Source organism: Citrobacter sp. MGH106 (assembly GCF_001037495.1).
GTDB classification, from domain to species: domain Bacteria; phylum Pseudomonadota; class Gammaproteobacteria; order Enterobacterales; family Enterobacteriaceae; genus Citrobacter; species Citrobacter murliniae.
In genome coordinates this window covers 272,024-285,306 of the sequence record NZ_KQ089822.1, presented here as the reverse complement: position 1 = coordinate 285,306, position 13,283 = coordinate 272,024, and the positions used below count along the sequence as shown (strand labels likewise).

Here is a 13,283-nt window from a genome sequence, read left to right as displayed (position 1 = left end):
CAATCAGGCAGTTCATCATTCTGCAACAAGAAAGAAGAATCGTGATGGTTTATAATTAAGTGATACTCTGTTAATGAATAAAAAATGAAATATATTATTAACAATGAAGTTACATTCAGAAGTGATGACGGTGTTTTGACAAGCCTGAGTATACCTGACAATTCAGTAATGCTATCTATTACAGCAAACCGAATCCTGACTTATCTGCTGCAGCAGGAAGGGAAAGTCGTCGCCAGAGAAGAGATGTTCATCAATGTCTGGGACAAAAATGGTCTGCAGGCATCAAATAACTCACTGAGCCAGTATATTTCCCTGATTCGCAAAGGATTGCTGGAGCTTGGTTGTGAGCAAGAAATCATTCAGACTGTGCCACGCGTGGGCTTTTTTATTGCTGAGGGTTTAATATCTATGGCAGAAGAGCATCCTCGTGTCTCCTTCTCCCCCCCTCACATCGCTAAAATCATCCCCCCGATTTCGAAGCGAGTAAAAATAGCGCTGCTCACTACCATCTGCCTCTCGCTGTTTATGCTTTCTTACCCGGTAATGTCTTTATTTAGTGGCAAAGAAAACAGCATTCCTGTCCTGCCATTGCACAAACTCGGCAACATTGACCAATGTCCGGTTTATACCCTTTATAAAAGTTCGCAAGAAGTGGCTCCAGTCAAGCTTGAGCAGGCCAGAAAGATGGCTGATTTACACCTGAAATGTCAGCCCGGTGCATCATTTATTTTTCAGCCTGACGACCTGTATGTTTACGGCGAAAAGGGGCGTGTTTTTCTGTCCCGCTGTACTTTCAAAAATACAGAAAAAACGAAATTTGCCGGATGCAAGGATGTATATATACATGAATATTAAAAATAAAATATTGCTTTCTTCCTCAGCCATGTTGCTGGTATGCAGCGCCCTGTTAAGTCTTAATGGTGTGACAGTCATTCCTGCTCATCACGGGATAAGTGTGCGCTGCATTTCCATACTTTCGCTTCCTGAACTACCTGGAGGCGGGAAATACAATGGCAGCCTGATGGTTCAACTCCAGAAAGATAACACTGGCATTTTGGATTTTGCTGGCGTCATATCAACGCAAGCAGAATCAGGCAACCGTCCCGAAAAACAACTCATCTTGCAACGTTCTGTCAGCTTCGATTATCGAATTGAAGAAAACGGTACTGTGTTTATGAACGAGATGAAAATGAACAAACATAATATCGATGACGTTCCTGATAAGTTGTTTACCCGTAATATATTTGACCTGTCTATGCCTGAAAAACGCGTACAGATTTATGAAATTAACAACGCTTATCTGTTAGGGAATACCTTTTCTCCGACAAACGTTTGTGTCAGCAAAGCAGAGTACCAAAGCTAACGGCTTATCCTGACCTGTCCCTTTTCAAGGTCACCTCAACCCGTTCCTGTTTACCAGTAAACATATCCGATAAGCACACCTTCCAGCCTAGGTGTGGAGTTTTCCTTGCATATAGTATCGAATCAAAACTACATTGACAGGCGATTCTGCCTGCGCATACAATCGAATGATACCGAGTCGATACTATTATCCCACAGGGAGAGTCGCCATTTTCTTTCACGCGGGTTGGCCGGTATGACGGGCTAATGCATCCGTTCACGCGCTGCTGCTTTGCGTCGAGGATGTATTTAAAGTTACCTTCGTAAACCAATGCTGCCGGGTAAAGTAAACCAGTAACTGATACTAACCCGCAGATCCATGCGGATTCTGGAGAGAACATGAATAAGATTCGTCATCCGCGCGCACCAGCCCTGACTGTTGAACGCTGGTTTAACACACCACAGCCGATAACCCTGGAGTCACTGCGCGGCAAGGTCGTGGTGATGGAATCATTCCAGATGCTGTGTCCAGGCTGTGTATCTCACGGGTTACCGCAGGTTTCTCGCGTTTACGCCACTTTTCCGCAGGATAAGGTGGCAGTGATCGGGCTACACACTGTTTTCGAACATCATGATGTGATGACCGCACAAGCGCTGAAAACCTTTCTTTCAGAATACCGTATCCCCTTTCCCGTCGGAGTGGACATGCCGTCTGCGGAAAGCGACATTCCTCAAACCATGCAGGCCTACGCTATGCGCGGTACACCGACACTGACGTTAATTGATCAGCAGGGATACTTACGCCAGCAATATTTTGGTCAGGTAGACGACCTGGCACTGGGGGCAGAAATCGGCGCGTTGTTGAGCGAATCTCTGTCTGTTCCCTCAGAAGAACCTGTAACATCAGGGTGCAGCGATGGCCAGTGTGCACTGTAAGTCCAGACCCAACACCACTATTCAAAAAAAACCGCCCTGATGGCGGTTTTTACTTTTTGGATTTTCGATTACGGCTCGCTCGTTAAAACCCCGCGATGGCAAATCAGCCAGCACGGGGATAACAAGGCTAAGCCTTCACCACAATCAACGGTTCGATATCGCTCTCTTTTTTAATCACCAGCGACTCATCACCGCGCAGGCAGGTGCCACCGTAGTTACCACCTACGGTGAACGTACAGACCTGAATATATTTACCAGCAACCTTTGGCAGACACCAAAGCTGTTGGTAAATGTTCTTCTGCTCAGCGAACTTACCGCTGGTCTTATCCAGTAACTCTTCCTCATGACTCACCAGATCGATGTTGCTGCCACAACGTCCTGCAATAGGTTTCACCGCATAACCGGTTTGTGCAAGTTCGTCGTTGACAGTGAAATCCGTATCAAGCAGATAGCGATGATGTGGGAACAGTTGCCACAGGATCGGCAAAATCGCCTTATTACCGGGAATAACCGTCCACAGTGGCTCAAAGACCAGCACTTCCGGGCGCAGCAGCACGTCGATCAAGCGCACTTCCTGGTGGGTGTGTCCGGTACGAATCGGAACAGCGGCGTACTCGGTTTCGCTCACCTCGCGCACCTGCTCAATCGCGGTTTCCCATGCCCAGGTTTTCCAGACACAGTTCACCAGACGACCGTCGCCATCAATCAGTTGTCCCGCTTCATCCCAACGCAACTCGTCCAGACCACGCAGGATTTTGCTCTCGAAACCAGCCTGATGTAGCGCCTGCTGCATAAACTGCGCGTGGTAGTTCTCCTCAATGTCCTTATCCTGCATGATATGCACGAAAGGACGCGCACGACTGTGCTTCCAGGCGCCCGCCAGTTCGTTAATCAACCCTTCTGCAGGATTGTGCCCCTGCCCCGTGTAACCCCGTTCAGCCCATCTTTCAAGGATCAGGCCGGCTTCAGTATGGCACGATGCAGAATCGGCGTTGTATTCGTATACCTTCAGCCCACGCTCATCCATACAAAAATCCATACGACCGGTGATCATATGATGGCGACGACGCTGCCAGGAAAGGCGCAGTCGTGGCCAGAGGATTTTCGGGATATCAAACAGAGCCAGCAGATTATCGTCTTTCAGCACTTTATCAGTGGCGTGGAGATACATCAGATGCAGCTCGTTGGTCGCTTTTATCAGCTCCTGCTCTGCACTCTCGGTAATGGTGAAGTACTGGTGTGGGTCCTGATTAATCACGTGTCCGTTCGCCAGCACGTAGGCTTTTTGTAGCGGATCCTGCTCATCCAGCCATTTGCCATCAAATTGCCCTTTATCTTCCAGGCGTGCACCGTCAATTTTCAATGACTCGTTGGCGATTTCCGGCTGCGGCAGGCTGTATCGGGTGTCGTCAGTCTGGATCATCCAGCCAAGGATCGTGGTGTCATCAAAGGTATCACGCAGCGTGTAGCAGCCATTTTCGACCACCATCTCCAGTTCGCGAGTCCATTGCTGTCCAGGAGGCAGCGGCGTGTGGATCACATTCTGTTCAGCAATGCGGATTTTATTTTCCAGTAGTTGAGTGATAATTGCCACATGGCCGGTATCTTTGAACTCGCCACCTTTTTGCCAAATAAGCAGCGCACCAGCTACCGGTGCCCGGGGTGAGCCGTTGGGGAATGCCTGAAGCGGCAGGATATTGTCATTCACGACTTCACGCAGAAAGCGCAAGGAGAAGATCTCCCACGCCATGCCCACATCCGTGAACACCACACCATAGTTGAGGAAAAGAAAGCGGCGCGCAAACTCAACGCACTGCCATTTGTGGCCCATATATTCATCGTCGATATAGCTGCGAAAGGCGGCATCATCGTCATAGTCCCGCGGGTCGAGGGAGCTGTAATCTGAAGAGTAGATTGCTACGCCGCCTGGGGCGTAGCCCAATAATGTCCCGAATGGGGCATCCTGACTGGTCGTTCCTTTGCTCATGCACCTTACCTCAAAACAATACAGCCTGAGCAGTCTGGCGTGAATTTTCGCTCTGATTGCCTGCTCTGCGACACTAACCGGACAGAGGTCGACCTATCATACACCTCAACGCAGCGACTGGCGCTCAGAGGAGAAAAATTCACATCAGGAACTACGCTTTCATCAGGATAACCGGTACGCTTTTATATGCCGGGGTCAAACTTTCCGTGTCGACCGCATCGAGTGACAGCAGCACGTTCGCTTCCGGCAAATACGCACCAATGGAACCCGCCGCCATGTCGTAAATCACCACCGTTAGCCCGTACATCATGCGTTCAACACAAGGCTGCCCGCTATCGTCCAGTGCCTGAACGTTCACAACATCACCTTGAATCAGACCACGAGCAGTCGCTTCATCTTCACTTAAAAAAACCACATCGCGCCGACCGGTAATGCCACGGTAACGGTCGTTCATCCCATAAATAGTGGTGTTGTACTGGTCGTGGCTACGCAACGTGGCCAGCACCAGCGCATCAACAGGTTGGTTTTCACGTTCGATTGCGCGCTGACGGCTGACGACAAAATTGGCTTTACCATTCGCAGTTCGCCACTCGCGACGTGATGCTGGCGTATCCATGCGAAACCCACCCGGCTCAGCGATACGTGCATTGTAATCATGAAACTCCGGGATAACGGCTTCGATAGCCTCGCGGATCAGCGCGTAATTACCGGCTAAGTCTTCCCAGTTTACCGGCGAATGAAGAAGTGTGGCGCGTGCCATTCCAGCCACAATGGCGGGTTCGGATTTTAACCATCTGGAGGCCGGCTTCAGCCCACCGCAGGAGGCATGCACCATCGACATCGAATCCTCGACGGTTACAGACTGAACACCGGTAGCCTGTATATCGCGTTCCGTTCTGCCCAGCGCAGGCAACAAGTAATTGTGTTTTGCCAGCAGCAAATGCGATCGGTTCAGCTTGGTCGCGATATGGACCTGCATATCCAGTTTTTTTATCGCCGCGAAGGTACGTTGCGGTTCTGGCATCGCCACCGCCAGGTTGCCTCCCATGCAAATGAGGGCTTTCGCCTCGCCCCGTTCGATTGCCCGAATACTTTCCACGCTGGATCGACCATGTTTACGCGCAACGGTGATAGAAAAATGTGCTTCGAGCCGCTGCAGGAAATCTTCTGATGCCGCCTCATTGATCCCCACAGAACGGTCACCCTGTACATTCGAATGACCACGCAGAGGGCAAATCCCCGCCCCCTTCTTACCGATATTGCCTTTAAGCAACAGCAGGTTCACCAGTTGCTGAACATTTTCCGTACCGTTTTTATGCTGGGTGATACCCAGTCCGTAACAAATGATGGTGGCGCGGGACTTATTGTAGTTGTGTGCTAGATCTTCCATCTGGCTACGCGTCAGACCGGAATCCAGTTCCAGTTCCGCCCAACTACGCTGGCGTAAATCCTCATACAGCGCAGAATATCCGGCGGTATGTTCATCAATAAACGCATGATCGAGTGTCGGCGGTTGATCGAGCAAGATCCGCGCCTCATCCATTTCGATCAACGCCTTCATAATACCCTTGAGCAATGAGGCATCGCCGCCCATTTTGACCTGGTAGTAGTCGCTGCTGAGCTCCGTCGCCTGGCCGGTGAACATCTCTTTCGGACTCTGCGGGAAGCTAAAGCGCTCAAGCCCTCTTTCGGTCAGCGGATTGATGGAGATAATTTTGGCCCCACGGTTGGCGACATCGCGTAACGTGGTAAGCATGCGCGGATGATTAGTACCAGGATTATGTCCAATGCAAATCACCAGATCACAATGGTTAAAATCGTCAAGTTCTACGGTTCCTTTCCCCAAACCGATTGCCCGCGTCAGCCCGGCACTGGTTGGGCCGTGGCACATGTTTGAACAATCGGGAAAGTTGCTGCTGCCGTATTCGCGGGCAAACAACTGGTAAAGGAACGCTGCCTCGTTTGAGGTTCTGCCGGATGTGTAAAATTCTACTTGCTGTGCTGAATCATAGCTGCGCAGGCGTTCGCCAATTTCCTGAAACGCAATGTCCCACTCGACAGCCTGCCAGGTGTCAGTTCCGGCATCGTATTTCATCGGATGCGTCAAACGGCCTGTATTTTCCAGTTTATAATCGCTGTATTGCCACAAGGTTGAAACCGGATGGCGGCTAAAAAACGCCGGTGACGCTTTCTTCGTGGTGGTTTCCCAGGAAACTGCCTTTACGCCGTTTTCGCAAAGCTCCATCGGCGCACGATGACCCGGATCTGGCCATGCGCAACCCGGGCAGTCGAACCCCTTCACCTGGTTCATTTTAAACATCGCGATAATGTCGCGCACGACTGCCTTTTGCGAAAACACTGAAGCAGTGACGGCTTTTACCGCGCCCCACCCACCCGCCGGTCCCTGATAACCGCTTACTCCTGGAACACCCTTTTTCATTATTACTGCTTATTGACCGCCAATGATTGATGGTGAGTACGGTAGCAATTTCCGTCTTACATTGATTTCCTCTTGATGGAGTACGGTCTGAGTACAATGAACGGGTTATATTTATCTTCCCCTTTCAGCACAAAGCGACATAAAGTCCCAATCTGTTAAATTGAGTTCTACCTAACTGCTACACTGCTTCAACACAACCACTCAGAAGGCAGGTCAACATGTCAGACAATACTTATCAGCCCGCGAAAGTCTGGACGTGGGATAAATCAAACGGCGGCGCATTCGCCAATATTAACCGCCCCGTTTCCGGTGCCACACACGAGAAAACGCTGCCAGTCGGCAAGCATCCATTGCAGCTTTACTCGCTGGGTACGCCAAACGGTCAGAAAGTCACGATTATGCTGGAAGAACTGCTGGCGCAAGGGGTGAAGGGCGCGGAATACGATGCATGGATTATCCGCATTGGCGATGGAGATCAGTTTTCCAGCGGCTTTGTGGAAGTGAATCCCAACTCCAAGATCCCGGCTTTGCGCGATCATTCGCAAAACCCGCCAGTTCGCGTGTTTGAGTCTGGCGCCATCCTGCTTTATCTGGCGGAAAAGTATGGTTATTTCCTGCCGCAGGATCTGGCGAAACGTACCGAAACGCTGAACTGGTTGTTCTGGCTACAAGGAGCGGCGCCCTTCCTCGGCGGTGGTTTCGGACACTTCTATAACTATGCACCGATTAAAATTGAGTACGCGATCAATCGCTTTACGATGGAAGCCAAGCGTTTACTCGACGTGCTGGATAAGCAGCTGGCGCATCATCAGTTTGTGGCAGGGGATGAGTACACTATTGCCGATATGGCAGTATGGCCATGGTTTGGCAATGTCGTTTTGGGGAACGTCTATGACGCGGCAGAATTCCTTGATGCGGGAAGTTATAAAAATGTTCAGCGCTGGGCAAAAGAGATTGCAAAACGCCCGGCGGTTAAGCGTGGTCGCATTGTAAACCGCACTAACGGTCCGCTTAACGAGCAGTTGCATGAACGCCATGACGCCAGCGACTTCGACACGAATACCGAAGATAAACGTCAGGGTTAAAATAAGATGCCGGATTAGCCTGTTCGCTATCCGGCATTTTCAGAAGTGGTCACGCGCTGGTGACGTCATACTCCATACGGCGAAGTGCATCTAACGTGGCTTTAGCTTCATCTTCATCAATGATGCTCATGGCGAACCCTACGTGCACCAGCACCCATTGCCCAACCAGCTCGGCAGTATCACCTTCACAAATCAGGGCAATATTGACATCGCGTTTGATGCCGCACACTTCAACCTGCGCAAGCTGGTGAATATCCTCACCAACGGCCAGAACCTGACCCGGGACTCCAATACACATATCTGACTCCGCCCCATAGCAACCTATGGGCTATTCGACTTCTATACTTTTAACTTTCAGTGAATCGCCGGCATCAACCCGCAAACGATCGCCCTGACAGAGTGGACACTGCGCATCATGCTGGGTGACCTCCACGACCTGACTGCAATCCCAGCACCAGGCTTGAGCAGGTTTGTAATCAATGTGTAGTTCACATCCCTGCGCCAGCGTGCCCTGGCAGACGATGTCAAAACTGAAACGTACGGCGCTCTCTTCAACACACGAGAGCGCCCCAATTTCCAGCCAAACGCCGGTAACACGTTTTACATCGTGCTGCTCTGCCTGCTGTTGAATAATTTCAACCGCGCTCTGGCAAAGAGACAGCTCATGCATTTTCGCTACTCCGGCGGCCCAACAACAGTGCCCGACGTCCCATTTGCGGCGCATTCGGGTCGCTAACAGGTAACGATAACAACATTCGTGCACAATCGTCAGTCAGACGGATACCCTCTTGTGCCGACATGCTGTGCGAAAGCGGTGACATCAACGAACAGGAAAAGTACTGCGATACGCCATCAAGTTCGCCAACGGTAAATGTCATCTCGCCATACGGCAGACGCAGCCCGATTTTCTCACTGACCTTACGTACGGGCCAGACCTGGTCTGGCCCCGGGAAAATCAGTGCGCTGAGCATCCAGGGCGTGATAACACACCCCGTCCACTGCCCTTCAAACAGCGAAAAATCAGAAACATACACCGGCATATTCGGATGCAAGAAAGAAAGATCGTGCATCGAACGTCGGGCTACTTCTTCAAACGCAGCCTGAATCTGCTCCTTCGGGGCCGCCTGAAAGCCCAAAAACTCTTCAGCCATGGGCCGTCTCCCGAGGGATCGCTGCCACACCCGATTCGCGCAGCGCAACAAGAACCTGCTCAAGAGCAGGTTCAACCATGGCTTCAACCGTCGGGGTGAGACCGATATGCGGCTCCAGCGATTCCGGAATAACACCAACCAAAGTCAGTTTTTTCGGGAACTCGCCGGTAAAGCGCAGGGCCGACAAAACATCGGCCAGGCCAAGCTGGTGCGGTGAGATTTTGTTGGTAAACAGCGCCGGAATCTCTTCATCCCGCAGGACCATCATGGTTCCCGGCGTGTTTTTTCTCGACACAATGGCGTCAGCAATGATCAGATGATCTCTGTTCGCCATGTCGCCGAGAAGTTCCATCCCAGCCGTACCGCCATCCAGAACGTCAACATAGTCTGGCAGGATGTATCGTTGTTCTAATGCCTCAACGATACGTACCCCGATGGCTTCGTCGGTCAGCAAAATATTGCCGACCCCTAAGACTAATATCCGCATTACAGAACCTTAACTGAGACCACTTCGTTCCCGTCAACGTCCACCACATGCACCGCACATGACATACAAGGGTCGAAGGAGTGAATGGTACGAACCACTTCCAGCGGTTTGTTTGGATCAGCGATTGGCGTGCCTACCAGCGAACGCTCGTACGGCCCTACTTCGTCATTAAAGTTACGTGGGCCAGAGTTCCAGGTTGACGGAACTACCGCCTGGTAATTACTGATAATGCCGTCTTTAATCACCATCCAGTGAGAAAGCATACCGCGCGGCGCTTCAAGGAAACCAACACCTTTGAATTCGCCTGTTGCCGGAATATCCGGTTTCACGAAGGTTGTGTGGTCGCCTTTACCGATGTTCACGATCAGCGCATTGTACTGATCCTGCAGAACGTTCTGCAGTTCACAGCAGTGAACGGTACGGCCAATAATACGGCCCAGCGTGGAATGCAGTTGCGCTACTTCGATCGTTTTACCGGTCAGCTTCGTATAGATTGCAACGATTTCATTCAGCTTGGCATGGGTAGATTCGCGTTTCGCTGCCAGCTTACACAGCATGTTGGCCAGCGGACCCACTTCAACCGTTTTACCGTAGAAGGTCGGTGCTTTAACCCAGGAGTATTTGCCATCATCTGACCAGCCAGTGTAATCAGGAACCGTTGTGCCTTCCCACGGTGCCTGCGGCGATTCGTCTTTGTACCACGCGTGTTTCGCACTCTCCTGGATCCCTTTAATCAGGTATTCATCAGAGTGAGAGGTGATCGGACGATAGGTCGACAGATCGGCATCGGTGATGTAACCGCCCGGGAACAGGAAGCTGCCGTTTTTACCGTCAGTCGGGAATTCCGGCGCGCTCAGATAGTTAACCGCACCCTGACCGCGTTCCAACCACTCCGGATAGAACGCCGCAATGACAGCGGTATCCACCTTGTAAACCTGCTCAACAAAGTCGCTCAGCTTATCGATGAAGGACTTGATGTACATCAGGCGTTCAAGGTTCAACACGCCGAGACCGTCGAGGTTAATTGGGTTCGCAACCCCGCCTACCGCCAGGTTCTGAATGTGCGGTGTCTTACCGCCCAGCAGCGCCACGACGCGGTTTGCATCACGCTGGCATTCCAGCGCCTGCAGGTAGTGTGCGACCGCAATCAGGTTCACTTCCGGCGGTAACTGCATCGCCGGGTGGCCCCAGCAACCATTAGCAAAAATACCTAACTGGCCGCTGGCAACAAGGTCTTTAATCTTGTTCTGAACCTTGGTGAACTCTTCCGCACTGTTCAGGTGCCAGGTCGACACACCGTTCAGCATCGCCGAGGCCTTCGCTGGATCGGCTTTCAGCGCAGAGGTGATGTCCACCCAGTCCAGCGCAGACAGCTGGTAGAAGTGCACGATATGGTCATGCGTGGTGTGCGCTGCCAGAATGATGTTACGGATGTACTGTGCATTCACGGGAACATCAATGTTCAGTGCGCTTTCTGCTGCACGCACAGAAGAGATAGCGTGAGTCGTGGTGCAAACACCACAAATACGCTGCACAATCATCCATGCATCGCGCGGATCGCGATTCTTCACGATCTCTTCCATGCCGCGCCACATGGTACCGGACGCCCATGCTTTAGATACCACGCCATTTTCGATTTCGCAGTCGATGCGTAAATGGCCTTCAATACGGGTTACCGGATCAATAGTAATTCTCTGGCTCATGCTTTGCTCGCCTCATGACGATTTTGATCGTTTTGTTTTAAAGGAGGAAGTATCGGCAGTAGACGAATGAGTACGATGTATGCACAAATCTCAATAGCCACAAAACCAATAGAAATCAACAGTTCTTCCCATGTCGGGAAGTAGTGGTATCCACCACCAGGATTAAATGCCACCAGCGAATAGGACAAACGCCATGTCGCACAGCCCAGCAATGCACTCAGCGCAGACATATACAGCATACGCGAGTCATTACGCAGCTTAGCGATGCGCAGGACTACCAGCGGGAAGACCATCAGCACGACTTCAATCCAGAACATCACGGAGTAAAGATCGCCTGCAAACGCATACGACAATTTGTCGCGATAGATCAACTCGCCAAAGCGCAGGACGACGAATATCGCCAGCAGGACGCTAATCGTATTTGTCAGCTTGATGAACAAACTTTTCTCGTCCGGACCGTTACCTTTCAGGCCGGCTTGTACCAACGAGCCTTCAAAAATGACGATCGAGAAGCCCATAATGAAGGCGGTTAATACAGAGAAAAGCGGCAACATTTCATAAGCTTGCCATAGCGGATGGACCTTATAGCCTGCAGAAATCATCAATGAACCCATTGAAGACTGGTGCATAGTCGGCAGCAGCGCACCGAGGGCGATAATAAAGAACATCACTTTGTTCAAACGCTTGAGGGAGACTTTCCACCCCAGACGCTCAAACAAGGCCGGAGCAAATTCCAGCGCCATAATGCCGATATAGATGGTCATACAGACCGCCGTTTCGAACAGTACCGAGTTCACGTTAAAGTGGCCCGGAATGTAGAAATACGGCAGGTTCCAGTAGCGACCTACGTCAATGGTGATCGACAGGCCACCCAGCGAGTAACCAAACAGGCTCGCCAGTAGCGCCGGGCGAACCAGCGGATGATATTGCCCTCTGTTGAAAACATATACTGCCCACGCCAGCGCCCAACCGCCGCACGCGAAGCCAGTACCGATCAACAGGTCAAACGCGATCCACACACCCCATGGGAAACCGCCGTTCAGATCGGAGACAGACCCCAATCCGAAGACCAGACGTTTCACGATCAGGAGCATACACAGGACGATTAACGGCCCAAAAATAATGACCGGTTTGCTGACTATTTTTCCGCCCAGCGGTTTAGGATCATGACTCATGATCGTCTCCTCCATCGTGATGGTCGTTTTTCGTGTTACGACGAACCAGCACGGTTAAGCCCGCCAGCGCAGCCAGGGGTAAAATCATGCCCTTATACAGGGAATGTTGAACATGTTCGGAACGCGCACCGGTTGAAAGATCATCCAGTTTCGGCAGATCCAAATCTTCGTAAGGAACACCGGTCAGCACCATAACCTGCGTACCGCCGCCTTCCTTTTCACCGTACAGGTGCGGGTAGTACTTCGGTACCGTATGCAGATAGGTATCACCGGCTTTCACTGTCTGACGCGGATAGTGGTATTCGCTGCCAGGCTTCAGCGCGAGACGTTTTTTCGCCTCAGCCATCAGCTCTTCACGCGTACCAAAAATCACGGCACCAGCAGGACACACTTCAACACACCCCGGTAAACCACCTTTGTCCAGCCGTTCAACACCTTTCTGGTTACAAAGCTCACACTTGTGCAGAGCACCAAACGGGTTGTTGTAGTCGTATTTAGGGACATTGTACGGGCAAGCAACCATGCAGTAGCGACACCCGGTACAAACATCTTTGTCATAGTGGACAATGCCGGTTTTCGGATCTTTTTTCAGCGCGGAGACCGGGCAAACAGAGACACAGTTAGGATCGACACAGTGCATACACTGTTTCTTAATGTATGCGTAACCGTTCTCTTCCTGATCTTTGTTAACGCCTGTTCCGCTACGCCACACCTGAATGATGTTGTTGGTATACGGTGACAATTTGTCGTTGTTCGACCAGGTTTGCTCGCCTTCCGGGTTACGCGCCGGGAAGTTGATATCCTGACACTTGGTGACACAGGCCTGGCAGCCTACGCACAGCGTCGAGTCATAGAGCATCCCAAGAGAACCCGGGATCGGCGGACGGTTTTCTGCAGCCGCATGGCTGACGGACGGCGCAGCGCCCAACAGCAACGCTCCGCTGGAGGCTGCTTTAATAAAGTTACGTCTGTTCACGG

At 51.3% G+C, this 13,283-nt stretch carries 13 protein-coding genes; 4 read left to right on the top strand and 9 right to left on the bottom strand.

What is annotated here, in order from left to right; translation table 11 throughout:
- Positions 1-84: 84 nt before the first annotated feature.
- The 3 genes from SK36_RS01350 (at position 85) to SK36_RS01340 (ending at position 2,277) form a co-directional block, all read left to right on the top strand.
- The gene (locus SK36_RS01350; RefSeq protein ID WP_048220567.1) at positions 85-855 is read left to right on the top strand and encodes a winged helix-turn-helix domain-containing protein; all 771 of its coding nucleotides are present in this window, start codon (positions 85-87) and stop codon (positions 853-855) included.
- Positions 845-1,363: a hypothetical protein gene (locus tag SK36_RS01345; RefSeq protein ID WP_048220566.1), complete on the top strand. Its 519-nt coding sequence runs from the start codon at positions 845-847 to the stop codon at positions 1,361-1,363. Before SK36_RS01350 ends, SK36_RS01345 begins: the two co-directional genes overlap by 11 nt.
- 377 nt (positions 1,364-1,740) lie before the next feature.
- Positions 1,741-2,277 carry a redoxin domain-containing protein gene (locus SK36_RS01340; RefSeq protein ID WP_048220564.1) on the top strand — a complete coding sequence of 179 codons (537 nt, stop codon included), beginning with the start codon at positions 1,741-1,743 and terminating at the stop codon, positions 2,275-2,277.
- A 127-nt stretch (positions 2,278-2,404) separates the two neighbouring features.
- Here the strand turns inward: SK36_RS01340 and gss are convergent, their stop codons facing one another.
- On the bottom strand, positions 2,405-4,264 hold the full coding sequence (gene gss, locus SK36_RS01335; RefSeq protein WP_048220563.1) for a bifunctional glutathionylspermidine amidase/synthase: 1,860 nt from the start codon (positions 4,262-4,264) through the stop codon (positions 2,405-2,407).
- A gap of 151 nt (positions 4,265-4,415) precedes the next feature.
- Positions 4,416-6,704, bottom strand: coding sequence for an FdhF/YdeP family oxidoreductase (locus tag SK36_RS01330; protein ID WP_048220562.1), 2,289 nt, complete (start codon positions 6,702-6,704; stop codon positions 4,416-4,418).
- Between the two features lie 218 nt (positions 6,705-6,922).
- Between SK36_RS01330 and yghU the strand changes: the two genes are divergently transcribed.
- The gene (gene yghU / locus SK36_RS01325) at positions 6,923-7,789 is read left to right on the top strand and encodes a glutathione-dependent disulfide-bond oxidoreductase (RefSeq protein WP_048220561.1); all 867 of its coding nucleotides are present in this window, start codon (positions 6,923-6,925) and stop codon (positions 7,787-7,789) included.
- Between the two features lie 49 nt (positions 7,790-7,838).
- Here yghU and hybG read toward each other — a convergent pair whose 3' ends face one another.
- From hybG to hybA, 7 genes are read right to left on the bottom strand one after another with little or no spacing between them, the layout of a single operon-like run.
- Complete coding sequence (gene hybG, locus SK36_RS01320) at positions 7,839-8,087, bottom strand: hydrogenase maturation factor HybG (protein ID WP_003024459.1); 249 nt, start codon at positions 8,085-8,087, stop codon at positions 7,839-7,841.
- A 30-nt stretch (positions 8,088-8,117) separates the two neighbouring features.
- A complete protein-coding gene (gene hypA / locus SK36_RS01315) occupies positions 8,118-8,459 on the bottom strand; it encodes a hydrogenase maturation nickel metallochaperone HypA (RefSeq protein WP_048220559.1) in 342 nt (113 codons plus the stop codon).
- Positions 8,452-8,940 (bottom strand): hydrogenase-2 assembly chaperone, encoded by a 489-nt coding sequence (gene hybE, locus SK36_RS01310; RefSeq protein ID WP_048220558.1) that lies wholly within the window; start codon positions 8,938-8,940, stop codon positions 8,452-8,454. The genes hypA and hybE overlap by 8 nt, the downstream gene beginning before the upstream one ends.
- Complete coding sequence (locus tag SK36_RS01305) at positions 8,933-9,427, bottom strand: HyaD/HybD family hydrogenase maturation endopeptidase (protein WP_048220557.1); 495 nt, start codon at positions 9,425-9,427, stop codon at positions 8,933-8,935. Before SK36_RS01305 ends, hybE begins: the two co-directional genes overlap by 8 nt.
- Positions 9,427-11,130, bottom strand: a complete 1,704-nt coding sequence (gene hybC, locus SK36_RS01300; RefSeq protein ID WP_048220556.1) for a hydrogenase 2 large subunit — start codon at positions 11,128-11,130, stop codon at positions 9,427-9,429. The genes SK36_RS01305 and hybC overlap by 1 nt, the downstream gene beginning before the upstream one ends.
- On the bottom strand, positions 11,127-12,305 hold the full coding sequence (gene hybB / locus SK36_RS01295; protein ID WP_048220555.1) for a Ni/Fe-hydrogenase cytochrome b subunit: 1,179 nt from the start codon (positions 12,303-12,305) through the stop codon (positions 11,127-11,129). The genes hybC and hybB overlap by 4 nt, the downstream gene beginning before the upstream one ends.
- Positions 12,295-13,281: a hydrogenase 2 operon protein HybA gene (gene hybA / locus SK36_RS01290; RefSeq protein ID WP_045447519.1), complete on the bottom strand. Its 987-nt coding sequence runs from the start codon at positions 13,279-13,281 to the stop codon at positions 12,295-12,297. Before hybA ends, hybB begins: the two co-directional genes overlap by 11 nt.
- Positions 13,282-13,283: the final 2 nt, after the last annotated feature.